Origin of the sequence: Candidatus Centipeda massiliensis, assembly GCF_900290285.1 — a bacterium.
Lineage (GTDB): Bacteria > Bacillota > Negativicutes > Selenomonadales > Selenomonadaceae > Centipeda > Centipeda massiliensis.
Map to the genome: position 1 here is coordinate 46,157 of NZ_LT985754.1, position 24,752 is coordinate 70,908.

The window sequence follows — 24,752 nt, forward strand, 5'->3', positions numbered from 1 at the left end:
GAATAAAAAAGCGCAAAAGTCCCCCATAGCTATCTTGAATGAAAAAAATTATGCAATAGCAACATCCTCTGCGGCATGAGGAAGCCAACCAAGTTTTGTTAATTGTTTGAGATGGTGAGTAATCTTCTTATCGCGGTTGAACTGCGTGTAAAAATCTTCTCCTAGATCAATAAAGGTCTTGCCACTCTTTAGAATATGATAAATCGCAATGAGCATACTATGTGCAACAGCGACTGTAGCTCTGTTGGCACCTCTGCGTACAACCAACCGTTGGTATTGTGCACGAAAATAAGACTTGCAGCGTGATGCTGCCTTAGCACACTGCACGAGCGTCGTTCGAAGTGTTTGGTTTCCCTTTACAACACGGCACCTTCGCCTTTTTTGGGCGCTTTCGTTATTTCCGGGGGCAAGCCCCGCCCAACTAGAGAAATGCTTGTCTGTGGCAAAACGACTCATATCAAGGCCCGTCTCAATGATGATTGTCTCTGCACTACGCTTACCAATGCCCGGTAGTTCGTCTAATTTTTCTATGGCTTCTTGATACGGTTGCAGATAACGGCTTAACATGTCATCCATTTCGCCAATCCGCTGACTCATATCATCGATATGATCCACAACTCTTCGAATGAGCTCCTTTTGCAACGGTGTGAGGAATCCGTTCATGGCTTTTAGGATCGCATCCACTTTCCTGACAAGTTTACCGTGAATCATCCCCTCAACACATTCTCGAGTCAATGGTTCATCGCTTTCAAGCATGGATTGGAGTAATTTACGAGCGCTACGTCCATTGATATTGGAGACGACATTGGACAACTTTACGTTACCCCCCTCGAGCATTTTCTGCAATCGGTTGAGTTCACGTGCTCGTTCCCGTACAAGACTGATACGGTATCTAGAGAGTTCTCTGAGCTCACGTTGCTCACGATTCGGGATATAGCTCGCCTTGATTAGTCCATGCCTGAGTAGATCAGCGATCCATTCAGCATCGCCAATGTCGGTTTTTCGTCCTGGCACATTTTTGATGTCACGAGCGTTCGCAACGATAGCGTCGAGCCCAGATAGTTCAAAAATGTTGTAAAGCGGCTTCCAATAGGAACCGGTACTTTCCATAGCGATGATCTGACATTTGCGCTGCTGCAGCCACTTGGTTAGTTCACGAATCTCGTCATTGTTGCTGTCGAAGGTCCTGATTTCCTGTTTATTGCCGCATTTCAAGCAGCAAACCAGAACCCTCTTGTGTACATCAATCCCACAACAACGTTCGTACAATACTTCCATGATTGACACCTCCATGCTAGATTTGTACGACGTGGCCTCTCTATAACAACTCATTTTGTTATACGTCCTTTCGAGCGGCTGCTCTGGACAAAGTGTGGTACAAATAAGAGGCCAGACCAGTTTGTATCACGGGCTCTAGGCTCAAAAAAGAACCGGTCTTATACCGTCTATTCAATTATAGCATACGGATTGCCGCTATGAATCTAAACTTTTCATTTATGATGGTGCCCTTAGGCATGTAAGTTTGTATNAGACCAGTTTGTATCACGGGCTCTAGGCTCAAAAAAGAACCGGTCTTATACCGTCTATTCAATTATAGCATACGGATTGCCGCTATGAATCTAAACTTTTCATTTATGATGGTGCCCTTAGGCATGTAAGTTTGTATTGCAATTTGTGAAATTTGTGTCTGCGGATCAGCTGGCTGTGATTATCCACTATTTATCAGTGATTCCTTAAGACGCCCGGATTATTTGGGGCATACGGTCAATTTCAAGACGTACAAAAAATCCTATCGCACAAGAGGCGTATATCTGAACGATCCTTCGGAGTGGGTGATTTTTGAAAATACGCAGGAGCCGATTATCGACCAAGAGACCTTCGACATTGTGCAGCGCATTCGTGAGGGACGGCGGAAAAAGACATTTCTCGGTATTCCCGATATGCTTTCGGGGATTCTCTATTGTGCGGACTGCAAGGAAAAGATGGGAGCGGTTCGGCAGGGCAATCGTCGAAGGGAACTCGACCATTATGTGTGCGACAATTATCGCAGGAAAAAAGCGCAAAAACTCTGCGACGGCAGAAGTCACACGATCCGCATCAATAAAATCGAGGGGATTCTCCTTCATGCCATTCGGCGCGTTACAGACTTTGCCCGTGCGCATGAGGACGAGTTCATCACCTTGATTGTCAAGAAATCAAGAAAAGCGGCGGACAAGGCTCTGCGTGATGCCAAAAGGGAAATGGAACAGGCAGGCAAGCGTATGCGGAAACTGGATCTGCTGATTCAGCGGCTTTACGAGGACAATGTGGACGGAAAGGTTTCCGATGAGCGTTTCACCAAACTGACCGCCACTTATGAGAATGAGCAGAGCGTCTTGACTGTGCGGATGAAGGATTTGCAAGCTGTGGTCGCGAAGGAATCGGAAACCGCAGCCAATGTGAACGGCTTCCTTTCCGTCGTCAGGAAGTATACGGACATTCCGGAGCTTACCTCAGAAATCGTCCGCGAGTTCATCGAGAAGGTGTACATCTTCCATCCGGAAGTGGCGGACGGCAAACGCACACAGAAAATCGTCATCGTGTGGAACTGCATCGGAGAGTTCAACGCTCGGACTTTGGATGCGGAAAACGAACAGGCATAGCCGGTTTTACGGACTGGCTGTGCCATATTTTTTGCGAAAGCGGTATCCATAAGGGAAGTCATCTAATGAATATTACACTGCGTCCATTCGATAATAAATTGAGCAATATGTAAAACGGATGGAGAATAACCTGCGCTTATGGTTTTAATGCTCAAGTTTCATAGGTCTTTCGGGGAAGTTTTAGCAGGAATCCTGGAGAAGAGCGAGAATTTAAAATTTATCAAAAGAAAGCTTCCGAGATGGGAGCTAGGGAATCGCGGAAGCACTTCCCTAAAAGAACTGATGAATAGGAGATGTATTCATGGATGCAGCAATGCTGACACTTGGAGTTCTCGCCGTAGCGGCGTTCCTCTTCGCTACCGAGATCATTCCGCTCGCCGTTACGGCAATGGGCGCGGCAATCGCGCTCGGACTTCTCGGGGTGCTCACGCCCGCGCAGGTATTTTCAGGACTGTCCAACTCGACTGTTGTTCTCTTTGCCGGTATGTTCATCATCGGTGCGGCGATGTTCCAGACGGGACTCGCACAAAAAATCGGCATCGCCGTCGTCAAAAAATCGGGCAATGACGAACGTGCATTGATGGCGGCACTGATGCTCATAACGATCGTTCTTTCGTCCGTGTCCTCGAACACGGCGACGGTCGCGTGCCTCATGCCCGTGGTCATCCAGATCTGCGCCGCCGCGCGTTTGCCGGTCTCGCCGCAGCTGATGGCACTCGCGGTCGCGGCGAATGTCGGCGGCACGATCACGATGATCGGTACTCCGCCGAACATCCTCATGAGCGCGACGCTCGGCGCAAGCGGTCTCACGCCGTTCGGCTTCTTTGAGTTCGCGTGGATCGGCATCCCGCTCTCCATCGTCGGCATGATCTACATGCTCACGATCGGACGCAAGCTCTGCCCGCGCCGCCTCGTGGACAGCGTTGCCGTTGCGGGCGAGGAGGAGGAGGCAAAGGATCCGCGCAAGATGATGATCTGCGCTGCGATCCTCATCGGCGTTGTCGCTGCAATGGTGCTCGAAAAGCAGATCAATGTCCCGATGCAGACCTCCGCCATCATCGGCGGTCTCCTCTGCGTCCTGACAGGCTGCCTCACGGAGAAGCAGGCGTATCAGGGCGTCGACTGGACGACCATCTTCCTCTTTGCCGGGATGCTCCCGCTCGCGAGCGCCATGGATCACAGCGGCGCGGGCAAGCTCATCGCGGACTTTGTCGTCGGACTCATCGGGGATAATCCGGCACCGATGGTCATTGTGGCAGCCATGTTCGTCCTCTCCTGCGGACTGACGCAGTTCATGTCGAACACGGCGGCAGCCGCGCTTCTCGCGCCGATTGCGATCTCCATCGCCCAGACCATCGGCGTATCGCCCTACCCCGTTGTCATGGCAATCGGCATCGCAGCTTCCTGCGCATTCACGACCCCCGTTGCGACACCGCCGAACACCCTTGTCCTCGGCCCCGGTCAGTTCCGCTTCATGGACTATGTCAAGGTCGGCGTACCGCTCGTCTTGATCTCACTGATCGTCTGCCTTGTCGTTATCCCGCTGGTATGGCCGTTCTAAGGAATCGCTGATAAAATGAAGTCCGTCAGATTGGCGTAGATTTTTTCGTCCGAACAAGGAGACAAACCGGACACATAGCAGGGGCTATGTGGAGGATTTGTCGACACAGTGCGGGCAAAAAAGATGCGCTAAGATGGCGCGGCTGAATTTATCAGTGCTTCCCTAAGGGATTTTCTCCTGCATTTTCCCCGCACAACAGATAAACGGCGTCAGATGGGCGTTTTGCCCCTCACAGCATATACGACCGTGAAATGCGAACTGAAAAGCATGATGGTTTACTACGGACAGGCATACCCCGCAGGTATGTCTGTCGTTTCATGAAAAGGACGGGCAAGCCGCCCTTTTGCCTACATCTTATGAGGGGAGCACTACCATGAAAAAAGAAGATCTGCTCAATCATCTGAAAGCCTTTGATCCTGAGGTCTACACCTTCCTGCAGGATGAGATTCACCGCCAGCGCTACGCACTCTCACTCATACCGACGGAAAGCGCCATATCTCCGCTCGCCGCCTTCCTTGAGGGCAGTCCCCTCGCAAACAGCGGCGTGGAGGCCTGCACGGCGCAGCACGGGCGGTTCATCGAGGAACTCGTACGCACGCGTGCACAGGAACTCTTCGGCAGTGAACACGCCGTCGTGCGGCTTGGGAACATCGCCGCAGCCTCCCGCGTGGCGCTGCTCGGGCTCCTGCAGCGCGGGGACACCGTCCTCTCGTTCAACCTGCGCAAACAGGAGCACTGTGCGGGGCTGGATTTCCGCTTTGAGAACTACGGCATCGATCCCAGCCTCCAAAAGGTGGACTGGGATGAGGTCGCACAGATCGCGGAGCGCGTAAAGCCGCGCCTCATCATCTTCTCTCCCGTCAGCTATCCGTGCATCCCGAACTATGAGCGTCTCGCCGCGATTGCGCGCGCCGCAGGAGCCTATCTCTGGGTGGACATCGGACAGTGCGTCGGACTCGTGGCGGCGGGACTCGTTCCCTCGCCCGTCGCGCTTGCCGATGTGGTGAGTTTCCCGACGAACGACTCTCTTCGCGGCCCAGACGGTGCGATCCTCCTCTGCAAAAAGGAAATCGCGCCGCAGCTGGATGCCGCCGTTGCGAACACGGGGCACACAGCCCTGCATACGAGCCGCCTTGCCGCGCTCGCCTTTGCCCTGCACGCCGCTGCACAGCCAAAGTTCCGCGCATACGGGGAGCAGGTGCTCGCAAACAGCCGAGCGCTCGCTGCGTCGCTTGCAAAAAGGGGCGTAACGCTGCTCTGCGGCGGTACCGAGACACACCTCGTGCTGGCAGCGCCCGCACCGGGCGTCGATCTCACGGATGTCGTACACACGCTCGCACGGATCGGACTCTACGTGAAGCCGGATCGGATTCCGACCATGCGTGCGGAGTTCATGCTCTCTGTGCTGCGGCTTTCGACACTGAACCCGACGACGCGCGGACTCACAGAGGGGGACATGGAGATCATCGCCGAGACCCTCGCGCATGTACTCTCCGGTGCCGTCAGCGAAAAGCAGCAAGAAGCGCTGCGCATGAACATCGGCAAGCTCATCATGGACAAGCCGCTCTTCTCCGACAAATGGATGAACCTCGATGCGATGGCACACGCCGCCGCACCCGCATCGGGCGATGGAATCGCCGTCCATGAGCACGCGGCAAGCGAGCGTCGGAGCATCCTCAAGAATCTGTTCCAATAAACCTGCTGCGGCTCCCCTGACACCGTGGGGTATTGATCCGCGCTTTCAACGCCTCCTACTGCTCCCGTATGTGTGCCTCCAGTCCATGCGGGAGTTTTTATTGCCATAAAAATATTCAGAAACGTCAACAAACAGGATGAACTATCTGCGCCGTTGTGCTATACTAAGGAAGTACTGAGTAATCCGTGATTCCAGAGATCTACATTTTATATAAAGAGGAGAATTATCCATGAAACGTGAAGAAGTCGTCAGCCACCTCAAGGCATTTGACCCCGAGATCTACACGCTGCTCGAAGAGGAGCGCGAACGCCAACGCTACAACCTCTCCCTCATGCCGAATATGAACACCATGTCACCGTTCGCCAAGTATCTTGAGGGCAGCATCCTCACGAACAGCTTCTTCGATCGGAATGACGAGACCTCGAGCGGCGGTCTTCATCTCGACGGCATCGTTCGCCAGCGCGCGATGGATCTCTTTCACAGCGACCACGCCATTGTCCGCCTCGGCAACATCGTCGCCGCCTCGCGCGTCGTCTTTCAGGCGCTCCTCGACCCGGGGGACACGGTACTCTCCTTCAACCTGCGGAAAAAGGATCACGTTGCGGGACTCTCGTACGACTTCGAGAACTACGGCATCGAGCCGGGCACGCAGGAGATCGACTGGGGGGCAGTGCGGGCACAGGCGGAGCGCGTAAAGCCGCGCCTCATCATCTTCTCGCCCGTCAGCTATCCGCGGACAATCGACTACCAGATCCTTTACGAGATTGCGCAGACCGTCGACGCCTACTTCTGGGTCGATATCAGCCAGAGCGTCGGACTCGTCGCCGCAAAGCTCGTCCCCTCACCTGTGCCGCTCGCCGACATCGTCACCTTCTCCACGCGCGACTCCCTCCGCGGCCCCGACGGTGCCATCGTCCTCACGAAGCGCGAGCTTGCCGCGCGCATGGATGCCGCCGTCATCAACACGGGGCATGAGGCGCTGCACATGAACCACCTCGCTGCACTCGGCGTCGTCCTGCGCGAGGCGGGCAGCGACCGCTACCGCAGCTACGCCGCACAGGTCGTCAAGAATGCACAGGTGCTCGCACGAACCCTCGCCGACCACGGTGCCTCCGTCCTCTGCGGCGGCACGGACACCCACCTCGCACTCGTCTCTGCCGCTGCGGGTATCGACATCAAGGCGGCGGTCAAGGCAATCGGGCAAATGGGCATCCGCGTCAAACTGGACACCGTCCCTACGATGAACTCGGGTCTCTTCCTCCACGCGCTGCGCCTGTCGACCTCGAACCCGACCACGCGCGGTATGCGCGAGGAGGACATCGCCTATATCGGCTCGCTGCTTGCAAAGCCGCTCACCACCATCCTCTCCCCCGAGGAGATCGAAAAGACCCGTCAGGAGATCGTCGCCCTCATCAAAGACGCGCCTCTCTTTGATGATGAGTGGATGGGCGAGGCCGAAAACTGAGTGCTTATGACGATACAACTGCATAGATTTGCATAGACAAGCGCCCCCCGAATCGTCCGGAGGGGCGCTCTTCGTATGTGCTTATACCTTTTTTCCGAGAATCTCCTGCATCTCCTCAAGCGACTTCATCTGATCGGCATAGAGTGCGTAGCCCATCATGGAGGCTGTGGCGAATTTGATGGGATAGGGATAATTTTTCGCAGCGTCGGCAATCTCCCCAACAATCGTTGCAAGCTTCGTTTTGTCGGGATCGTGATTGGCAATCAAGAAAATAAGCTCAATATCCTTCCGAGTAATCTTGATCCGTGCCCGTTCCTTTCCCGGAATCAGACCGAGCTCACATTTCTGATTGAACACCTTCGAACAATCTGCACAAAATACATCCAGCTCCCCATTTTGGACAAGCGCATGAAAGTGCTTCAGATGCGTCATTAGACCGCTTTGTCCATCAAGGGCTCCATCCCCGTATTTCATTTCAATGACCGCCAACGTTGGTGCAGTTGGTTTCTGACGCTCACTCGATGTCGACAGCCACTTCACTCCGATCATGTCAAAGCGTGCGGATGTTTTCTTCTCCATCTCCGTTTCATGATAGACGTATTCTATATCGGCAATGTAATAATCCGAGGCGTGTGAGATATCTCTGTGACGATTGTTCTCGCGCACAACAAGCTGCTGAAACTCGTGCTCATAGTTCCGGTTCCCAGGCTTCGCCAAGTGAAAATCCATCGCCTCCTTGTAATATGGAATATCCGCAGCCGCCGCTAAGATCGAAGGACGGCAGTCCAGTTTCCTGCCGTCCAGCGTCTCGTATGCCGCAAGATAGTTTGCATGAATCTGCAGGGTATAGCTCGTCCCACTCTGGCAAATCTCGAAAAGACTGCCGCCGCGATAGTAGATGTTCGCCGCACTCTCTCCGCGGAACTCCAGATCGAGTGTATCATCCTTGCACACGCGTTCAAGCAGATCGTGAAGCACACCGCCCTCTTGAAAATCCCGAAACATCTTGTCGCCCAATGCTCTTTTTTCCATGAAGCTGCCACCTTTCAAAACTTGTTGAAAGCCATCTCTTATAAGTGTATAATAACGAAACTGTATCCTTCTTGCAAGCACTTAAGGAAGCACTGATAAATTCAGCCACGCCATCTTGACGCATCTTTTTTGCCCGCACTGTGTCGACAAATCCTCCACATAGCCCCTGCTATGCGTCCGGTTTGTCTCCTTGTTCGGACAAAAAAATCTACGCCAATCTGACGGACTTCATTTTATCAGCGATTCCTTAAAAATATTCTTCTTTTTCTACTTGACATTGTTAATAAGTAAATGTATAATCCGAATATGTTCACAGACAACTGCATACATCATCGAAGCAACGGACTATTTTAGGAGAAGTAGCATGAAGAATACACAGCCCATGAAAAACATCCAAGTCCTCTTGAGCGAGGATGAGTACGCCGCCATCGCCGCAGCGGCAAAGGAGGCAGAACAGCCCATCCCCGTCTACGTCCGCAGCCGCCTTCTCGGCGATACGAACGAGCTCTCCACCGCATACGCCGAGACCCTGCGCCGTGTCGAAGCGCTCGCTCCCGGGACATCGTTTGATCTCAAGACGCTCTTTGGCACAGACTGGACGATGAGCCGCGGTACGAAGCTGACCCTCGGAAAGACCTTCTACGAAATGGTAAAGGATGGAGTCGTCAAAATCGCGCGCGCAGAGCAGAAAAACACCTCGAACATCATGCAGTACACGCGTATCTGACCGCATCGAAAAACATAGACAGTGGAGGAACCATGAATCTCAAAGAAGCATTTCAGATGCAGAAGGGGCTCAGCCGCCTGATGGAGGAGGCTGCAGCCTATCTGGAGAATACCGACAACATCATGACGGTGACGGAGAAGCACCTGCGGAGCAAGGTCGTTCCCGAACAGGCAGACGAGGCGTGTGACTGCAGCGCAAAGTCGTGCATGGCGTACAATCCCATGACGGTGCTGCGCGCATGGCACGCGCTCATGGAGGAAAAGGAGCGCCTCGGACGCGCCATCACGGCGGCAAAGGCGGGGCTGGCGCTGAACTTCGACACCGCCGCCGAGGAGAACAAGGCGCGCCGCCGCTTCCTGCAGACGCTTGCACACATGGCGGAGCAGCGCTCCACGAGCAAGAGAAAACGCGGTGGGGGCAAGGGCTACGTCTTCAACAAGGAGGGCAACCAGACACCGTATTGCTACGACATTGAGATCGTACGAACCATCGACTATGATCGCACGGCTGTCCGCCGCATGCAGGAAGCCCTCGCCAAAAAGGCAGCGGACACCTCCCATGCAATCGACGATGCACTCGTGCGCACCGAGGTCGACTTCGCGCTGCAGCTCCCAATCTCGGAGAGCACGCTGAACGACGACCACGCAGGCCGCCATCTCGTCGAGACCATCTTCGGCAATCAGGGAAGTGCACTCGCGGAGATCATCGAGGCGCTGGAGGGGAAGTAGGAAGACTTTTTTGAACGCACGTCAGATTGGTGCAGACTTTTCGTCCCATCAACGAAATCAGCCGGAAGCACAGTAAGAACGGATTGATGCAGAGCGGACGGAAAAGATGCACCAGGAGGACGGCTGCTCCGGCAGGGGCAGGGATCGCTCCCGGTTCAGGTGCAGATGAACTAAGAGGCTGCACATCCCCTCTGTGTGTACGCACACAGAACCCAAAACCTTGGTATGAACTCCCTATGAGCGGAGATGCAAATATCACCCCCGCGCCGCCGTCCGGCATCTGCGGACAGTGCCGGTCTTTGCGGAAGCACCGCAGCGCGGAACAAAAACGCGGGGCAGGCGGGAGAGACCGCCTACGCGCTTCACCGCGCACACCGCAAACACAAAAACACAGAACGGCGCACCCCGCGCGCAGGGGACAGACGCAGACAGCGCCGCACATCCCCTGCGCAACGGACATCGCCGCGCCAATTCCCCGTCCGCACGCAAACACATTCATTCCGAAACACGCTTTCGCCGTTAAGATTCACAGCCCCTACGGGGAGCTGCGCAGGAAGCACTGAGCCTCAGGGCTTCCACAAATAGGGAGAAGTCCCTGCCTCTGCCGGAGCAGCCGAAACCAAAAGCACCCGCCCGTGAAGGTTCACAGCCTCACGGACGGGTGCTTTTGTGCGTCAGACATACAGAAAAAGACGCGCTAAGATAGCGCGACTGAATGTATCAGTGCTTCCCTAAGCAGCATCCCGATAGTCCATAATAAAGATCTTGCTTGCGATCTTCTCAATGCGCTCCAAGATCTCGTCAATTTTCTCCATAACAGAAGCAGAATACAGAGTTTCACCGCATTGAGAGCAGACATGGCAGGGCACATTCTCAATGATGACGTAGCAATGTGCAAGCGCGGCAAAGTATGTGCCCGTGCCCTCTTTCATCGTCCCGTCCTTACAAATCAGACAGTTCATCGTTCTGCCCCCTTCTCGTTTTGAAATCCTCACTCCACTTATCCACATCAGGAACGTAGGCGGTTATAATACGGCTCGATGTTCCCTCGTCACTCATAACGACATGAATACGTCGTCCATCCAAACTTTGCCCCAAGATCAGACAACTCGGATACGGGAAATCATTCGGATATTGCTCGATGATTTCGCCCGTATGTACCGCATTCCGCACATCCCTTGCCCGAATACCGCGCTGCCGAAACCGCTCCGCCGCGTGCGCCGTAATGAACACATCGTCCTTCTCATAGTAGGTTTTCAGACGTTCTATCGTCATCACTTCTGCTCCACCCCGATAATCTCCTTCCATATATATCCCTCTCTCACGCCCGAGTCGCTGTAGAGAATATCCTCGGCAGCGAAGGTGTCGGCGAGGGTATGGGCGATGATCATGCCGGGGATGATGGTGTGGAGGCGGTCGGGGGCGGAGCGCAGGAGAATGGCGGTATTCGTCTCGCTGAGCGGCTGACCGCTGCCGAACAGTTCAATCATCACGGGAAGGTGTGCAGCCTGCAGGAGGCGCGGCGTTTCCTCTGGGAAAAGGAGGCGGTGCATGCGGCTCGCGCTGCTGAGAACGCCGCCCATGCCGACAATATGCCGCGTGCGCAGCGTACGCACGGCGGGTGCATCATCGAGAATCCCCTCCACCGCGCTGCGGATCGCCGCGCACTCCGCCGCCGTCGGGAGCAGTCCCGCCACATGCGCCTTGGCGCTCGCGAGCGAGCCGAGGGGCAGACTCCACCGCCCCGTCATTGTATGATCTTGGTATGAAATGATCTCCGTACTGCCGCCGCCGATGTCGAGCATCACACCGTCTGCGTGTGCAATGCTCGTGGTCGCGCCGATGAAGTCGTACGCTGCCTCCTCCTCACCGCTGATGATGCGAACCGCGACGCCCGTGCGCCGCATGATTTCATCCGTGACAGCATGACCGTTTGCAGCACTGCGCAGTGCTGCCGTCGCAAAGGAATGGACGTGCGCAATCCCAAAGGTATCAATAAAGTCCATAAACCCGCGCAGGATCTTAACGGTCTTTTCGATCCCCTCGCGCACGAGCCGTCCATCTTCCAAATAGCCCGCGAGGCCGACCGTATGCTTGCGCTTGAGGAGCAGCTCGAACGTCTTGCCCTCAATCTGATAGACTGCCATGCGGATGGTGTTGGATCCGATGTCGATGATCGCGTGCAGCATAATGCTACCGCTTCAGCCCGCTGCCGGGCACGGGGATGACGACGCGGTAGTTGTCGGGCATGCCGTCCGCGAAGAAGGAACGTGCCCCCGCCAGAGCCGCCGCAGCCGTGAGCTCGGCGTAGATGCCGCGTCGATTGAGCATCTTTGCCGCCTTTAGGATCTCGCTGTCCTCGACGGCGACGGCATCGCCTCCGCTGTTGCGCAGCGCCTTGACAATCCCCTCCAAACGCGCCGGCGCACCCACGCGGATCGTCTCGGCGATTGTGCTCTTGCGCGGTGTCTCGGGCAGGTTGTGGAACGCCTCCACGACGGGTGCACATTTCGTACTCTGCACACCGACGAAGTGCGGCAGACGACCGATCTCGGCAAATCCCAGATAGAGTCCGAGGAGGAGCGAGCCGTTGCCGATGGGGACGAAGATATAGTCCGGCACCGCGTCGCCCAGCTGGTGATAGATCTCCTGCGCCATGCTCTTGATCCCATCGGCGAAGAGCGGGTTGTAGACATGGGAGGCATAGTAGTCGCTGCCGAGTTCTGCTTGAAGCGTACTGCCCGCGTTCATGCGCCCGTTCGGCACACGCACGACATCTGCGCCGTACGCCGCGATCTGCTTGGTGCGCTCGGCAGAAATATCATCCGGCACATAGACCCGGCACGCCATGCCCGCCGCTGCAGCGTATGCCGCAACCGCAGCGCCCGCGTTGCCCGAGGAGTCAATCGCTACGCGGTCGATGTCGATGTGTGCGAGTTCGCCGATGAGGCGTTTCGCCCCTCGATCCTTGAAGGATCCCGTCGGCTGGCGATCCTCCATCTTGAAAAAGAAGCGGGCACCGTCGATGACGAGCGGCAGAAGTGGTGTCTCCGTCTCGCCGAGCGTCACCGCCTCGTGACGATCCGCCGCATCCATCGCCGTCTGATACAGGCGAAAAAGCCCGCCGCACTCACACACGTATGCGTGTGTTGCGACGGGGTATTCCTTTTTACAGCGCTCACAGTAGAAGTGCATGACAGATCCTCCTCTTGAACGTATGAGATTGCAACGGTATGATGTAACGATGCCTCCCCCATCGCAATGGGGGAGGGAAGGGGCGCCTTGATCGGTGTGTAGAAAACATCTCTATGGTTCAAAATTCACATATAATACAGGCACCCCTATCGGCTCACTTCGCTCGCCGTTCCCTCCGCCCCAGCGGGCGAAGCGCCCGCATTTTCATCCGTATGATCCTCCGTCAGCGCGTGGTTGCCAAACATCGTCGTCAGCGTCTCGCGCGTAAAGCCGTAGGCGGGACTCGAAAAATCCTGCCGTGGATCATAGCGGTTGTTCGGCGCTCCGAGCAGTCCGCAGACCGTATCGTACATCATATCGTTCGTAAAATATGCCTCGCGCCGCCCGGCAAGGGTCGCCGCACGATTCGGCAGCGCCGCGCGGTACTCCGGTGAGAGATAGATAAAGAACGGGATGCGTACCATATCGAAGCTGAACACATCGGGGTTATGCGAGATCTTGAGATTTTCCCCGTGGTCGGAGAAATAGACCATCGCGCGGAGGTTCAGGTTTTTCTCCGCGTATGCAAAAATCTCCGACAGAATGTGATCCGTATAGAGAATGCTGTTCGCATAGGACGGCGCACTTGTCATCGCGGATTCGCCGTTCTCGGCGGCGAACTTCGCCCATTCGTCGGGGTAGCGGTTATTGTAGTAAATATGGCTGCCCATCAGATGCAGCACAATGAAGTTATTCACATTCGGATCAATACGCGTCAGATACGGGAGCAGACTCTCATCAAACTTCGTCGTAAAGGTGTAGGAGTCGTCCGTCCACTCCGCCTCATCCGCCGTCTTTGCGACCATCGTGATCGCGCTGTCGAACTGACCGTACCGTCCCTGATTGCTGAACCAGTACGTATGGTAGCCGATCTTCTTCGCAACATCGAGAATGGACGCCGACTCGAAGAACTCCTTGTCATTGTACTGACTCTTCTCTGTCAGTGCACGCTCCAGCACTGGTACGGTCTGCGTCCAGCAGGAATAGGTGTGCGGATAGACGTAGAAGCCCTCGCGCTCCGCTGCCATGTGCTCCATCCACGGAGTATTCTCATACGGGAAGCTCGGCGTATAGTAGTGCATATAGTTCCGCGAAGCGGACTCGCCGATAACGAAGATCACCGTCCCCGGGGCGCGTGCCGCAAGGGTATTCTCGGCATCAATGATGAGCGACGCATATCTCTCGTCCTGATTTAGACCGTACGACTGCGTTTCCTCAACGTACGTTGTCACATCTTTGTAAAGTCCTGCGATGGAGCACTCCGGGATCAGCACAATATGCACCCCTGCCGCGACAAGCATGACCGCGACCAGCGATCCCATGCGCGACCCCTCTGCACTCGGATAGATGCGCTGTGCAAATATGAGATAGCTGCGGTACGAAAGATAGATAAGCAGCAGAAGAAGAAGAGTTACCCCGATCGCCGGCAGCACGCCCACCGTCGACTCGATATAGTCCCCCGCCTCGTGCCAGTTCGTGAGATACAGCGCCATGAGCGAGGCGGGACTGAGCGCATGCCAGACCGTCATATAGTAGGCGATCTGCGTGAGTGGAACGAGTGCCATGAGAAAGCCGAGCACCGCGAGCAGCGCCGCTGTCAGTCGTTTGCGTCCGAGGTGAAAGAGAACGCCGCCGAGCGCGGCGAGCACGAGCATATTTGCCGTTCCGATGAGGAAGTCAAAGAAGATGAGCGAACGATACCAGTCCCGCCCATACGTCCATGCGTAGAGCAGCGGGAAGGTCAGGCACCAGAGCAGCCCCGGCACCATCGCCCCGATCATCCCGCGCGAGAATAGGGGTACGCCCGTCCCATACTGCATGAGCATGAGAACCCCGAGGACAGGAAGGAGCGCGGGAAGAAAATACTCCGCGCCCATATCCTGCCCCATATTGATATAGCACGCGACAAGCGTCAGAAAGTACGCCCCTGCCGCCGCCGCATAGCGGATCCACTCATTCGTCCGCTCCGTTGATACCTTCATAATAACGCCATACTACTCCATAATAAAGATTTCGAGTTCCTGCCGACCGAACATCAGCGCCTCTGCGTGTGTGTCAAAGGCAATGTCGATGCGATTGCCGCTAATTGCATGGCCAATGTCCTCCGCTACGGCCTCTCCGTAGCCGGGGATAAAAACTCGTGTACCGAGCGGGATCACCGACGGATCCACGGCAATCACACCGTGACGTACGAGTGTCCCCGTTGCCGTGCGGTTGCCATTGCCGGGATCAAATGCGCTGTATGCCGTCGCTGCCACGTAGAGGGCGCGCCCATGCCCACGGCTCACCTGTGGTGCACGCTCCTCGTGAATCCCGAGTGCCACAGGATCGTATGGAACACCGCCCGAAAGAACGAGATAGGTCGCCTCGCCGCAGATCCCATCGACCGTGAGTCCATGCGCCTCCTGACAGCGCATGATCGCCGCACGTGTCAATGGACCTGCGACACCGTCCGCAGCGCCGTCCAGATAGCCGCCCTCGATCAGCAACTCCTGCACATGTGCTACCGCAGCACCGCGCATCCCCTCCTTCACAAGAATGTGCGCCGCTGCAGCGGGCGCAGGAATCGCAAGCGGAGCGGCTACCGCGAGCATTGTACCGACAGAGAGTGCGCCGCGCAAGCGATGCAGTTCCCTGTGCCGCTTTGCCCTCCGCATAAAATTTCGTGCTGCCCAAAGGAGTTTCCGTATCTGCATGCAATCGCGCTCCCTTCATTTTCCCTGTCCTTGCCGCGCTCCACGCACGGCAAAGGAAAGCACCATTTCTTTCTATGGGAATATTTTACTATAAACTGATATGCACGTCAAACACAAGCAAGCTCGATTTGAGGTGCCAGTGGGATCAGCCCGTCCTCTGCCGCATACTGGTAGAAGAGTCGAAGCCCCGCAAGTGTCTCCGCATCCAGCTGCCAGACGACCGCGCGGCCGAGATACTCCGTCAGCTGCGCACGCGTAAAGCGCCCGTCCGAGAGCACCGCGCCGATCGCCGCCTCCTTCACCGTGTCCCAGTGGCGGAACGCCGCTGCGATCCGTCCATGCACCATGCGGAGTTCCTCCGGATGCGCCGCCGCGAATGACCGCGCTGCCGCCCAGACACCAAACACCATGCGCGCCCCCGTCAGCTGCTTCCACTCCCGTGCGAGATCGTAGATGTGGATCCCCTCGGGCGGGTGATGGTAGAGTTCGAGTGCGTCATCTCCGATGAACATGGATGCCGCTGCCCCCTCCGGCACGGGATCATCCGGCGTGAGTGCGCGTATTTCATAGGCGGGCGCAGCATCGTACGCGCGGTGCAGGATGATCTTCAGCAGCGCGTGGGAGGACGCCGACTTGTCCGAGAGCAGGACGCGCTGCGTGCCGATCTCCTCCGCCGGTACGCGGCTCACAAGAAGGACGCTGCGCACATCCCCGTCCGAGGCGATGCACACATCCGGCAGGAGGACAAGATCGTCCGCATGCCGTGCATAGGTGATCGATGAGACCCCTGACACATCCAGATGCTTCGCCTCAAGCCGCCCGTTGAGCTGCGCGGGCGTCGCACGCAGGATATCCAGCCCCTCCGCCGCCCCGTGCGCGAGCGCATACGTCAGCGGCAGCACATTCAAAAACGCAATATGACCCAAACGGGGTACCATGCACATCCCCCTCTCTTTCTTTTCCCATTATAATCTTTTTTCGCGGAAAAATACAGTATTTTCGCAATCACCTAGGGGGACACGCATAAAAAAGACAGCTGAGGCGCTGTCTTGTGTGGGATCATAACGATGGCGCTATCGACTCGGTAGGTGGTCAATCTGAGCCTTAGAACGGCAGTGATTGGCCATGAACGAAACAAACGTGGCGCGGCTGAATTTATCAGTAAAGCAAATAGATTGCGCGCTGGCAGAATGAACTAAACAGATCCGCCATCAGACGCCTCTGAGACATCATGGAAGATAGCGGATGCGCTTTTGCTGTGGTGCAGACGGAGCGGGACAGTCCTTTCGATGCACGAAAAGATAGATCGTTTCAAGCCCCGTTGTAATCGCATCCAAAACAACGCTGACGCCATTCATCAGCAGCAGAAAGAATATGCTCCCCATGGTCACGACGACGAGAGCGATCACAGAGAATGTCAACAGATCCATACGAACACCCCCAACGCACCAAGCCGAAGCGGCTCGTGAGATCATTCTGTTTCCGTTGTCCACGCGCCGCCAATATGCGCAGATTCTTTTATGCCATATTATTTAGGAAGCACTGATACAATGAAGTTCCTCAAGATGGCGCGGCTGAATTTATCAGCGATTCCTTAACGCTCCTCTTGAGATAGAGTATACCCTACATTGCAACACAGCGCAAGAAGGAGGCTTTCATCATGATCAAACAGAAGATACGCCGTCCTTTTTTATGCGGTCAGACGCACATCGGTTGAAAATCTCCCCGTGCGCCGTTATAATGGAAACAAAGCAATACCTGCGAGAGAAAAGGAGCGCTCATGATGAACGAAATCGCACTGAAATACGGCTGCAACCCGAATCAGACACCCGCGCGCGTCTTTGCAGAGGGCGGTCTGCCCTTCACCGTCCTCAACGGCCGCCCCGGTTATATCAACCTGCTTGATGCGCTGAACAGCTGGCAGCTCGTCCGCGAACTGCGCGCGATGTCGGGACTGCCCGCCGCCGCCTCGTTCAAGCACGTCAGTCCCGCCGGCGCAGCGCTCGGACTGCCGCTCTCGAATACGCTCGCCCGCGCGGCCCAAGCCGAGGGGCGCGATCTCTCGCCCGTCGCGTGTGCATACGTGCGTGCACGCGGCGCCGACCGCATGAGCTCCTACGGCGACTTTGCCGCCATTTCCGATGTATGCGACGAGAGTCTCGCAGAGTTCCTGCGCGGCGAGGTGTCCGACGGCATCATCGCACCGGGGTATACGGAGAAGGCGCTCGAGATCCTAAAGAGCAAGCGCAAGGGCAGCTACCTCATCCTCCAGATGGACGAGAGCTACGCGCCGCCCGCGCTCGAGCGCAAGGACGTGTACGGTATCACCTTCGAGCAGCAGCGCAACGACGTGCAGATCACGGAGGAGTGCCTGACCGACCGCCCGACGGCGAACAAGGACATCCCCGATGCCGCGCGCCGTGACCTCCTGCTCGCACTCATCACGCTGAAATACACGCAGTCCAACTCCGTCTGCTACGCCGTCGACGGACAGGCGATCGGCGTCGGCGCGGGGCAGCAGTCACGCGTCCACTGCACGCGTCTGGCGGGAAATAAGGCGGATATATGGCAGCTGCGCCAAAGCCCGCAGGTGCTCGCGCTCCCGTTCAAGGACGATATCCGCCGCCCCGACCGCGACAATGCCATCGACGTATATACAGCGGGCGACGAGGACGACTACGCGCTGCTCACGAGCGACTGGCAGCGCCTCTTTACAGAGAAGCCCGCTCCCTTCACACGCGCAGAGAAACGCGCCTACCTCAAAACGATCACGGGCGTCGCCCTCGGCTCGGACGCCTTCTTCCCGTTCGGCGACAACGTCGAGCGCGCCCACCAGAGCGGCGTTTCCTACATCGCACAGAGCGGCGGCTCGATCCGCGACGACAACGTCATCGAGACGTGTGACAAGTACGGCATCGCGATGGCGATGACCCACATCCGCCTCTTTCACCACTGAGCACAACACCCCTAAAACAATACGTATCCAACGCCCCATGAGCACTTCATGGGGCGTCTTTGCGTCGTAAACACAGACTTTTCCGCATTTCTCCACATCCCATTATCATATAGTGTTCTCCAATTCACATTTTCTATTTGTATTCTCTATCAGAATTGTGTTATCATTCCGTTATACTTTTGATAAACGTTCTCATTTCATTTCCATAGGAGGTATACGGAATGACCCGATTCACCCGCCGCCTTGCTCTGCTCGGCATGGCATGCGGCACGGCATGTTTTGGTGCGCATGCGTATGCGGCACAGACCATGCCGACGAATATACACGACGCGACGCCCTCTGCCCCCGCAGGAGAGGAGATGTACGAGTTCACCCTCGACGAGGTCATCGTCACCGGCTACCGTACAGCGACGCCGCTCACCCTCTCCACCGACCCGCAGCATCCGCGCCAGCCCATCCCCGCCGCCGACGGTGCGGGCTATCTCAAGACGATCCCCGGCATCTCCGTCGTCCGCAAGGGCGGTACCGGCGGCGACCCGATGATGCGCGGCATGGGCGGTTCGCGCATGGTGATGGATATGAACGGCGGCATGATGTCCGGCGGCTGCCCGAACCGCATGGATCCCACGGCTACCTACGCGTTTCCCGAGACGTTCAGCCGCATCATCGTGAACAAGGGGCCGCAGAGCGTCCGCTACGGCGCAAGCATCGCAGGCAGCGTCATCTTCGAGCGCGAGACGGAGCGTTTTGAGCGCCCCGGCGTGCGCGGCAGCGTCTCCGTTCTCGGTGCATCAAACCACCGCTTCGATGAGCTGACCGATGTTGCGGCAGGCGGTGCGGAGGGCTATGCACGCATCATCCAGACGCGCAATTATGCGCGTGACTATGCAGACGGGGACGGACGCCGCATCCACTCCGGCTACGGCCGCCACAGCCTCACGGGGATCGTCGGTCTCACCCCCGACCCGGACACCCTCTTCGAGGTCTCCTACGACCGCAGCCGCGGCTGGGCGAAGTACGCGCACGGCATGATGGACGGCAGCCAGTTCGACCGCGACAGCTATGCGGTGAAGTTCGAGCGGGCGCATCTCTCGCCCGTTGTGGAGAAACTCACACTGAATTTCAACCACGATACCATCGATCACATCATGGACAACTACACATTCCGTCCGGGTGGCATGATGGGCACGGATGTGAAGCGCGTACAGTACGGCGTCCGCGCCGTCACCGACCTGCGCTTCTCACCGCAGACGAGTGCTGCCGTCGGCCTCGACCTGCGCCGCGACGCACACTACTTCGCCGAGGCGCACAGACGGCTGAAGGGTTCGCCGAACAACGACATGGACATCAACAGTTTCGGCATCTTCCTCGAGTACAGCCGCGACCTTGCCGCACGCAGCCGCCTGCACACGGGACTGCGTTACGACCGAACGGAGACAGACTACCACAACGCCCGCTTCCGCAACCCCATGGGGATGCTCACGCGCAACCTCGTTCCCGGCAGCGCGAGCGATCACGCCGTCAGCGGCTTCGTCCGCTGGGAAAATACGGCAAAGAAGCAGCCGCTCACGTTCTACGTCGGCGTAGGACACGCGGAGCGCCCCGCCGACTACTGGGAGGCGTACCACACATGGGCGGCGCACAGCAACCGCGTGAATCATCAAACTTCCTCTCCCTCTGTGACACGCCCCGCCAAGGAGAAGAATACCCAGCTCGACCTCGGCTGGGTTTATACGGGCGACAAGACGAACGCAAACCTCTCCCTCTACTACGCGCACGTCGATGACTTCATCCTGAGAAAACCCGTCGGCGGATACGGCAACGTCGATGCACGCCTCTACGGGTTCGAGGCTGAGATCACGCGTACCGTCTCGCCGCTGTGGACGTTCGGCGCATCCCTCGCCTACACGCGCGGCGACGACCGCACGAACAATGCGGCACTCCCGCAGATCGCTCCGCTGGAGGCGAATCTCACGGCGAAGTATACGCACAAAAAGACGGAGGCAAATGCCGTCTGGCGGCTCGTCAGCAAGCAGAACCGCTATCATAGGGGCTACGGCAGCGTCACGGGCACGGACTACGGTCCGACGGGCGGCTTTGGCATCCTCTCCCTCAGCCTCGCCTACCGTCCCGACGAGAACCTGACATTCTCCCTCGGCGTGGACAACCTCCTCAACAAGACCTACGCCGAGTTCGTCAACTACAGTGAGGCGGCGATCCCCGCACTCGGCATCTCTGCCGGCGGGCACATCACGGAGCCGGGGCGCACCATCTGGCTGAAGGGCAGCTGCAAGTTCTAAGGAATCGCTGATAAAATGAAGTCCGTCAGATTGACGTAGATTTTTTCGTCCGAACAAGGAGGCAAACCGGACGCATAGCAGGGCTATGTGGAGGATTTGCCGACACAGTGCGGGCAAAAAAGATGCGTCAAGATGGCGTGGCTGAATTTATCAGTGCTTCCCTAACAATCCATGCCCGAAAGAGGCTCTTACAGCGGATGTCAAACATGACAGCAGTGGCTGCTGCACGAAGTTTTTCGGCTCCGTGCAGCAGCCCCTCTCTTTTTTCTTCCCCTTTTCGCTCATCTATGTTATAATAAAACAATATGAACGTATGCAGTGCGGGGAGGTGATTGGTCGTGATCGAAGCGGCCAAGACATTCGAGGAGTATATCAAAAAGGAAAACATCACGGGCTTTCAGATTCGTGAGGCGGGTGATGAGCGCAATACCGTGATCTTTGAGAGTGAGATCGAGGTGGAGGAACGGCGTCTGCCCATCGTCGTCATCATCGACTCTACGGCATACGCCACCATCCGCATCCGCCTCGCGCAGAACGCCGTCGACGATACGAACGCGATGCTCCTCACAGGCTGGCTCATGCGTCAGAATCAGGACAGCCGCCTCGTGAAGTTCTACCTCACCTCCGACACCGCCATCCTCGCCGATGTCGTTGTCCCGCACAACCCCGAGGCGTTTGACCCCGAGGTCATGGTCAGCGTCCTGCGCGTCTTCATCCGCGACATCACGAAGCTCATGCCAGACCTCTCCATGCTCCTGCCGGAGGAGTGAGACACGTTTCCGCATCGTATGATCCCCCAAACGCGATGAATCGTTTGGGGGTATTTTTGTGAAAAAATTTATTGTGCCTATTGATATTATGTTTTTACTGTGTTATACTTTGATTGTAATTTTTACTATTACAAATAGAACCACTCAAAAAGGGCTGTGCGTCCATGCTTACTATTATTCAAAAACTGAATGTCATGCTCCTCTCCGAGATGCCGGAGTACCGCGCCCAGGCTGCGGAGGTCGCGGAGGAGCAGAAAGCACAGCGCGGTCTGCTCCGTGCGCTGATGAATGTGCGGCCGCCGCACCCGCTGTCGGCGGCGTTTCTGGATCTGCAGGATGAACTGCTCGCCGCAGAGTGCGAGGAGCGCGGCGTGGTCGATGTGGCGGCGCTTCCCACCGTTCCCTCCGACGCACGCATCGCTCTCTGGCAGGGGGACATTACGCGCCTGTGTGCCGATGCGATTGTCAATGCGGCGAACGCTGCGCTGCTCGGCTGTTTCATCCCCTGCCACCGCTGCATCGATAACGCGATTCACAGCGCGGCGGGACTTCAGCTGCGTGCAGAATGCGCAGAAATCATGGCGCGGCAGGGACATCCCGAGGAGACGGGCGGCGCGCAGATGACACGCGGCTACAATCTCCCCGCACGTCACGTTCTCCACACGGTCGGGCCGATCGTGAGCGGTGCGCTGACGGATGAGCACAGGGCGCTGCTCGCCTCCTGCTATCGCTCCTGTCTCGCACTTGCCGCGGCGCACGGGCTGACCTCCGTGGCATTCTGCTGTATCTCGACAGGCGAGTTCCGCTTTCCGAACGCGGCGGCGGCAGAGATCGCCGTGCGTGAGGTGCGCACCTTCCTCAGCAGCCCCTCCTCCATCGAGCGCGTCGTATTCAACGTGTTCAAGGACGAGGATCGCATCATCTACGAAAGGCTTCTGCAATGAAAGAAATCACGGCACTCAAAAACGCCCTCGCATCCGCCGACTGCATTCTGATCGGTGCGGGCGCGGGGCTTTCGGCAGCGGCAGGCTATGCGTATGCGGGGGCGCGCTTTCGGAAATACTTTTCGGATTTTCACGAGTGCTTCGGGATCGAGGACATCTACAGCGGGGGCTTCTATCCGTTCCCGTCGCGGGAAATCTTCTGGGCGTGGTGGAGCCGGAGCATCTATATCAATCGCTACGCGCCTCTGCCGGGGGATGTGCATGCAAATCTCCTGCGGCTGGTCACGGGGCGTGATTATTTCGTCCTGACAACGAACGTGGATCACGCCTTTCAGCGCGTAGGCTTTGACAAAACGCGTCTCTTCTATACACAGGGAGATTACGGGCTTTTCCAGAGCAGCCGTCCCGCCGGCACATCGGCGGGAAAGACATACGAAAATGAAGAAAGCATACGCGCCATGCTCACGGCACAGGGCTTCACATTTGCCTCGGATGGGACACTTCTCCTGCCTGTGGACGGCGCACCTACGATGGCGATTCCGACAGAACTCATCCCGTACTGCCCCGATGACGGTGCGGAGATGGCGACAAATCTGCGTGCGGATGCGTCCTTCGTGGAGGATGCGGGCTGGCACGCTGCCGCAGAGCGCTATGCGGACTATCTCGCGCGGACGGATGGGCGGCGAACGCTCCTCCTCGAACTCGGCGTCGGGATGAATACGCCCGGCATCATCAAGTATCCGTTCTGGCGCATGACGGCAGAGCGCGCGGATGTGACACTCGTCTCCATCAATCGGGGAATGGCGTATGTGCCGTCTGAGATTGCCGATCGCAGCATTGTGATCGACGGAGATATTGCAGAGGTACTGCGGGAAATTGCATAACAAAAGATCTATTGTACGGCGTTGCCTCGTACAATAGATCTTTTGTTGTTGTGCTACGTATGTTCTTGTGTTATACTCAATCTAAGGAATCACTGATAAAATGAAGTCCGTCAGATTGGCGCAGATTTTTTCGTCCGAATTAGGAGGCAAACCGGACGCAGAGTGGTGCTCTGTGGAGGATTTGCCGACGAAGTGCGGGCAAAAAAGATGCGTTAAGATGGCGGTGCTGAATTTATCAGTGCTTCCCTAAGCACTGCCGAAAGGGCGGTCGAATCTTGCCCCCTAGAGAGGGGGAGGTTGGTATGGAGACCTACGAATTTCTCACGTTTCTCGTAGTGTTCACCGTGCTGATTATATCTATAAAACGATAAAAGAGAAGACCCCGCCTTGCGCTCCAAACCTTGGCGGGGAAATCTCGCACACATAGGGGGCGACCGCTAGGCAGTGCCCTTTTCTAGACTTATTCTATCACAGGAACAATAAAACGTCAACGCCTGATTCGCCTCTGCACTAATTCATAGTAATATCAAAAATTATATTATAAATTCCAATAAATAGTAACAAATAATATAGAAATAGAGGAGGTATTTCATGATTTACGGCAGCATATATGACAAGCGCACCTATGCGTTCCTCCCGTCGCGCCTGAAAGAGGCGCTTGCCTTTGCGCGCTCGCATGACTTTGCGGTGCTTCCCACGGGAACAAAGAAGATTGCAGGCGACGATATCTACGTCAACATCGCGCGCTATACAACGGGCGCGGCTGCGGAGAAGATCTGGGAGGCGCACCGCACCTACATCGACATCCACGTCCTCGCCGAGGGCACGGAGCGCATTGACGTGAACCTGATCGAGCGAATGCAGATGGGAGATTACGAGAAGGAGCGGGACTTTACCCCCGCAGAGGGCGACGCCGCATCCTCGACCATCATGCGCCCCGGCGACTTCCTCGTATGCTTTCCCACGGACGTGCACCGCTCCGGTGTGATGGTGGATGCGCCCGCACCACTGATCAAAGGGATTTTCAAAATAAAGGAATCGCTGATAAAATAGACCCTCAGATTGGTGCAGATTCCCGTCCTGTCTGAAAGCGCGGACGCGCAGACAGGGCGGGCGA

At 56.6% G+C, this 24,752-nt stretch carries 22 protein-coding genes and 2 pseudogenes; 13 read left to right on the forward strand and 11 right to left on the reverse strand.

Features of this window, described 5'->3' with window-relative positions; all coding sequences use genetic code 11:
* Positions 1 to 48 precede the first annotated feature (48 nt).
* Complete coding sequence (locus C8273_RS00255; protein ID WP_106625898.1) at positions 49 to 1,278, reverse strand: IS110 family RNA-guided transposase; 1,230 nt, start codon at positions 1,276 to 1,278, stop codon at positions 49 to 51.
* Positions 1,279 to 1,721: 443 nt separating this feature from the next.
* Between C8273_RS00255 and C8273_RS00260 the strand changes: the two genes are divergently transcribed.
* The 5 genes and pseudogenes from C8273_RS00260 to C8273_RS00280 all read left to right on the forward strand — a co-directional run bounded on the left by C8273_RS00260 (position 1,722) and on the right by C8273_RS00280 (position 7,364).
* Positions 1,722 to 2,642, forward strand: coding sequence for a DUF4368 domain-containing protein (locus tag C8273_RS00260; protein WP_267895792.1), 921 nt, complete (start codon positions 1,722 to 1,724; stop codon positions 2,640 to 2,642).
* A gap of 301 nt (positions 2,643 to 2,943) precedes the next feature.
* Positions 2,944 to 4,203, forward strand: coding sequence for an SLC13 family permease (locus tag C8273_RS00265; RefSeq protein WP_106625899.1), 1,260 nt, complete (start codon positions 2,944 to 2,946; stop codon positions 4,201 to 4,203).
* 15 nt (positions 4,204 to 4,218) lie between these two features.
* Positions 4,219 to 4,369, forward strand: a pseudogene (locus C8273_RS12780) (secretion protein HlyD).
* Positions 4,370 to 4,576: 207 nt separating this feature from the next.
* A complete protein-coding gene (locus C8273_RS00275; RefSeq protein ID WP_106625900.1) occupies positions 4,577 to 5,899 on the forward strand; it encodes a serine hydroxymethyltransferase in 1,323 nt (440 codons plus the stop codon).
* A gap of 229 nt (positions 5,900 to 6,128) precedes the next feature.
* Positions 6,129 to 7,364, forward strand: coding sequence for a PLP-dependent aminotransferase family protein (locus tag C8273_RS00280; protein WP_106625901.1), 1,236 nt, complete (start codon positions 6,129 to 6,131; stop codon positions 7,362 to 7,364).
* Positions 7,365 to 7,445: 81 nt separating this feature from the next.
* On the opposite strand, the gene C8273_RS00285 is transcribed toward C8273_RS00280, so the two are convergent.
* Positions 7,446 to 8,396, reverse strand: coding sequence for a hypothetical protein (locus C8273_RS00285; protein WP_234343744.1), 951 nt, complete (start codon positions 8,394 to 8,396; stop codon positions 7,446 to 7,448).
* An 81-nt stretch (positions 8,397 to 8,477) separates the two neighbouring features.
* Positions 8,478 to 8,628 (reverse strand): annotated as a pseudogene (locus C8273_RS12785) (secretion protein HlyD).
* A 132-nt stretch (positions 8,629 to 8,760) separates the two neighbouring features.
* Here C8273_RS12785 and C8273_RS00295 point away from each other — a divergent pair.
* Positions 8,761 to 9,123, forward strand: a complete 363-nt coding sequence (locus C8273_RS00295; protein ID WP_234343746.1) for a single-stranded DNA-binding protein — start codon at positions 8,761 to 8,763, stop codon at positions 9,121 to 9,123.
* A gap of 32 nt (positions 9,124 to 9,155) precedes the next feature.
* Positions 9,156 to 9,851: a formate dehydrogenase gene (locus C8273_RS00300; RefSeq protein WP_106625902.1), complete on the forward strand. Its 696-nt coding sequence runs from the start codon at positions 9,156 to 9,158 to the stop codon at positions 9,849 to 9,851.
* 731 nt (positions 9,852 to 10,582) lie between these two features.
* Here C8273_RS00300 and C8273_RS00305 read toward each other — a convergent pair.
* The 8 genes from C8273_RS00305 to C8273_RS00340 all read right to left on the reverse strand — a co-directional run bounded on the left by C8273_RS00305 (position 10,583) and on the right by C8273_RS00340 (position 17,211).
* Positions 10,583 to 10,813, reverse strand: coding sequence for a type II toxin-antitoxin system MqsA family antitoxin (locus C8273_RS00305; RefSeq protein WP_106625903.1), 231 nt, complete (start codon positions 10,811 to 10,813; stop codon positions 10,583 to 10,585).
* Complete coding sequence (locus tag C8273_RS00310; RefSeq protein ID WP_106625904.1) at positions 10,794 to 11,126, reverse strand: DUF4258 domain-containing protein; 333 nt, start codon at positions 11,124 to 11,126, stop codon at positions 10,794 to 10,796. The genes C8273_RS00305 and C8273_RS00310 overlap by 20 nt, the downstream gene beginning before the upstream one ends.
* A complete protein-coding gene (locus C8273_RS00315) occupies positions 11,126 to 12,040 on the reverse strand; it encodes a Ppx/GppA phosphatase family protein (RefSeq protein ID WP_106625905.1) in 915 nt (304 codons plus the stop codon). Before C8273_RS00315 ends, C8273_RS00310 begins: the two co-directional genes overlap by 1 nt.
* Positions 12,041 to 12,044: 4 nt before the next feature.
* Positions 12,045 to 13,046, reverse strand: coding sequence for a pyridoxal-phosphate dependent enzyme (locus C8273_RS00320; protein ID WP_106625906.1), 1,002 nt, complete (start codon positions 13,044 to 13,046; stop codon positions 12,045 to 12,047).
* A 146-nt stretch (positions 13,047 to 13,192) separates the two neighbouring features.
* Positions 13,193 to 15,067, reverse strand: coding sequence for a phosphoethanolamine transferase (locus C8273_RS00325; protein WP_106625907.1), 1,875 nt, complete (start codon positions 15,065 to 15,067; stop codon positions 13,193 to 13,195).
* A 12-nt stretch (positions 15,068 to 15,079) separates the two neighbouring features.
* A complete protein-coding gene (locus tag C8273_RS00330; protein WP_106625908.1) occupies positions 15,080 to 15,781 on the reverse strand; it encodes a 3D domain-containing protein in 702 nt (233 codons plus the stop codon).
* 107 nt (positions 15,782 to 15,888) lie between these two features.
* On the reverse strand, positions 15,889 to 16,719 hold the full coding sequence (locus tag C8273_RS00335) for a menaquinone biosynthesis protein (protein WP_106625909.1): 831 nt from the start codon (positions 16,717 to 16,719) through the stop codon (positions 15,889 to 15,891).
* Positions 16,720 to 17,010: 291 nt separating this feature from the next.
* Positions 17,011 to 17,211, reverse strand: coding sequence for a hypothetical protein (locus tag C8273_RS00340; protein WP_106625910.1), 201 nt, complete (start codon positions 17,209 to 17,211; stop codon positions 17,011 to 17,013).
* Positions 17,212 to 17,564: 353 nt separating this feature from the next.
* On the opposite strand from C8273_RS00340, the gene C8273_RS00345 reads away from it, so the two are divergent.
* The 6 genes from C8273_RS00345 (at position 17,565) to C8273_RS00380 (ending at position 24,688) form a co-directional block, all read left to right on the forward strand.
* Positions 17,565 to 18,737 carry a phosphoribosylaminoimidazolecarboxamide formyltransferase gene (locus C8273_RS00345; RefSeq protein WP_106625911.1) on the forward strand — a complete coding sequence of 391 codons (1,173 nt, stop codon included), beginning with the start codon at positions 17,565 to 17,567 and terminating at the stop codon, positions 18,735 to 18,737.
* Between the two features lie 221 nt (positions 18,738 to 18,958).
* Positions 18,959 to 21,037: a TonB-dependent copper receptor gene (locus tag C8273_RS00350; RefSeq protein ID WP_106625912.1), complete on the forward strand. Its 2,079-nt coding sequence runs from the start codon at positions 18,959 to 18,961 to the stop codon at positions 21,035 to 21,037.
* Between the two features lie 338 nt (positions 21,038 to 21,375).
* Entirely contained in the window at positions 21,376 to 21,807 is a 432-nt protein-coding gene (locus tag C8273_RS00360) for an LktC family protein (protein WP_106625913.1), read from the forward strand.
* A gap of 164 nt (positions 21,808 to 21,971) precedes the next feature.
* Positions 21,972 to 22,751: a protein-ADP-ribose hydrolase gene (locus tag C8273_RS00365; protein ID WP_106625914.1), complete on the forward strand. Its 780-nt coding sequence runs from the start codon at positions 21,972 to 21,974 to the stop codon at positions 22,749 to 22,751.
* Positions 22,748 to 23,635: an SIR2 family NAD-dependent protein deacylase gene (locus C8273_RS00370; protein ID WP_106625915.1), complete on the forward strand. Its 888-nt coding sequence runs from the start codon at positions 22,748 to 22,750 to the stop codon at positions 23,633 to 23,635. Before C8273_RS00365 ends, C8273_RS00370 begins: the two co-directional genes overlap by 4 nt.
* Before the next feature lie 591 nt (positions 23,636 to 24,226).
* The gene (locus tag C8273_RS00380) at positions 24,227 to 24,688 is read left to right on the forward strand and encodes a YhcH/YjgK/YiaL family protein (protein WP_106625917.1); all 462 of its coding nucleotides are present in this window, start codon (positions 24,227 to 24,229) and stop codon (positions 24,686 to 24,688) included.
* Positions 24,689 to 24,752: the final 64 nt, after the last annotated feature.

What these genes read in the sequence shown, in the direction of transcription:
- C8273_RS00255 (WP_106625898.1), bottom strand. Translation starts at nt 1,278, where the DNA reads ATGGAAGTATTGTACGAACGTTGTTGTGGGATTGATGTACACAAGAGG.
- C8273_RS00265 (WP_106625899.1), top strand. Translation starts at nt 2,944, where the DNA reads ATGGATGCAGCAATGCTGACACTTGGAGTTCTCGCCGTAGCGGCGTTC.
- C8273_RS00275 (WP_106625900.1), top strand. Translation starts at nt 4,577, where the DNA reads ATGAAAAAAGAAGATCTGCTCAATCATCTGAAAGCCTTTGATCCTGAG.
- C8273_RS00280 (WP_106625901.1), top strand. Translation starts at nt 6,129, where the DNA reads ATGAAACGTGAAGAAGTCGTCAGCCACCTCAAGGCATTTGACCCCGAG.
- C8273_RS00285 (WP_234343744.1), bottom strand. Translation starts at nt 8,396, where the DNA reads ATGGAAAAAAGAGCATTGGGCGACAAGATGTTTCGGGATTTTCAAGAG.
- C8273_RS00295 (WP_234343746.1), top strand. Translation starts at nt 8,761, where the DNA reads ATGAAGAATACACAGCCCATGAAAAACATCCAAGTCCTCTTGAGCGAG.
- C8273_RS00300 (WP_106625902.1), top strand. Translation starts at nt 9,156, where the DNA reads ATGAATCTCAAAGAAGCATTTCAGATGCAGAAGGGGCTCAGCCGCCTG.
- C8273_RS00305 (WP_106625903.1), bottom strand. Translation starts at nt 10,813, where the DNA reads ATGAACTGTCTGATTTGTAAGGACGGGACGATGAAAGAGGGCACGGGC.
- C8273_RS00310 (WP_106625904.1), bottom strand. Translation starts at nt 11,126, where the DNA reads ATGACGATAGAACGTCTGAAAACCTACTATGAGAAGGACGATGTGTTC.
- C8273_RS00315 (WP_106625905.1), bottom strand. Translation starts at nt 12,040, where the DNA reads ATGCTGCACGCGATCATCGACATCGGATCCAACACCATCCGCATGGCA.
- C8273_RS00320 (WP_106625906.1), bottom strand. Translation starts at nt 13,046, where the DNA reads ATGCACTTCTACTGTGAGCGCTGTAAAAAGGAATACCCCGTCGCAACA.
- C8273_RS00325 (WP_106625907.1), bottom strand. Translation starts at nt 15,067, where the DNA reads ATGAAGGTATCAACGGAGCGGACGAATGAGTGGATCCGCTATGCGGCG.
- C8273_RS00330 (WP_106625908.1), bottom strand. Translation starts at nt 15,781, where the DNA reads ATGCAGATACGGAAACTCCTTTGGGCAGCACGAAATTTTATGCGGAGG.
- C8273_RS00335 (WP_106625909.1), bottom strand. Translation starts at nt 16,719, where the DNA reads ATGGTACCCCGTTTGGGTCATATTGCGTTTTTGAATGTGCTGCCGCTG.
- C8273_RS00340 (WP_106625910.1), bottom strand. Translation starts at nt 17,211, where the DNA reads ATGGATCTGTTGACATTCTCTGTGATCGCTCTCGTCGTCGTGACCATG.
- C8273_RS00345 (WP_106625911.1), top strand. Translation starts at nt 17,565, where the DNA reads ATGAACGAAATCGCACTGAAATACGGCTGCAACCCGAATCAGACACCC.
- C8273_RS00350 (WP_106625912.1), top strand. Translation starts at nt 18,959, where the DNA reads ATGACCCGATTCACCCGCCGCCTTGCTCTGCTCGGCATGGCATGCGGC.
- C8273_RS00365 (WP_106625914.1), top strand. Translation starts at nt 21,972, where the DNA reads ATGCTTACTATTATTCAAAAACTGAATGTCATGCTCCTCTCCGAGATG.
- C8273_RS00370 (WP_106625915.1), top strand. Translation starts at nt 22,748, where the DNA reads ATGAAAGAAATCACGGCACTCAAAAACGCCCTCGCATCCGCCGACTGC.
- C8273_RS00380 (WP_106625917.1), top strand. Translation starts at nt 24,227, where the DNA reads ATGATTTACGGCAGCATATATGACAAGCGCACCTATGCGTTCCTCCCG.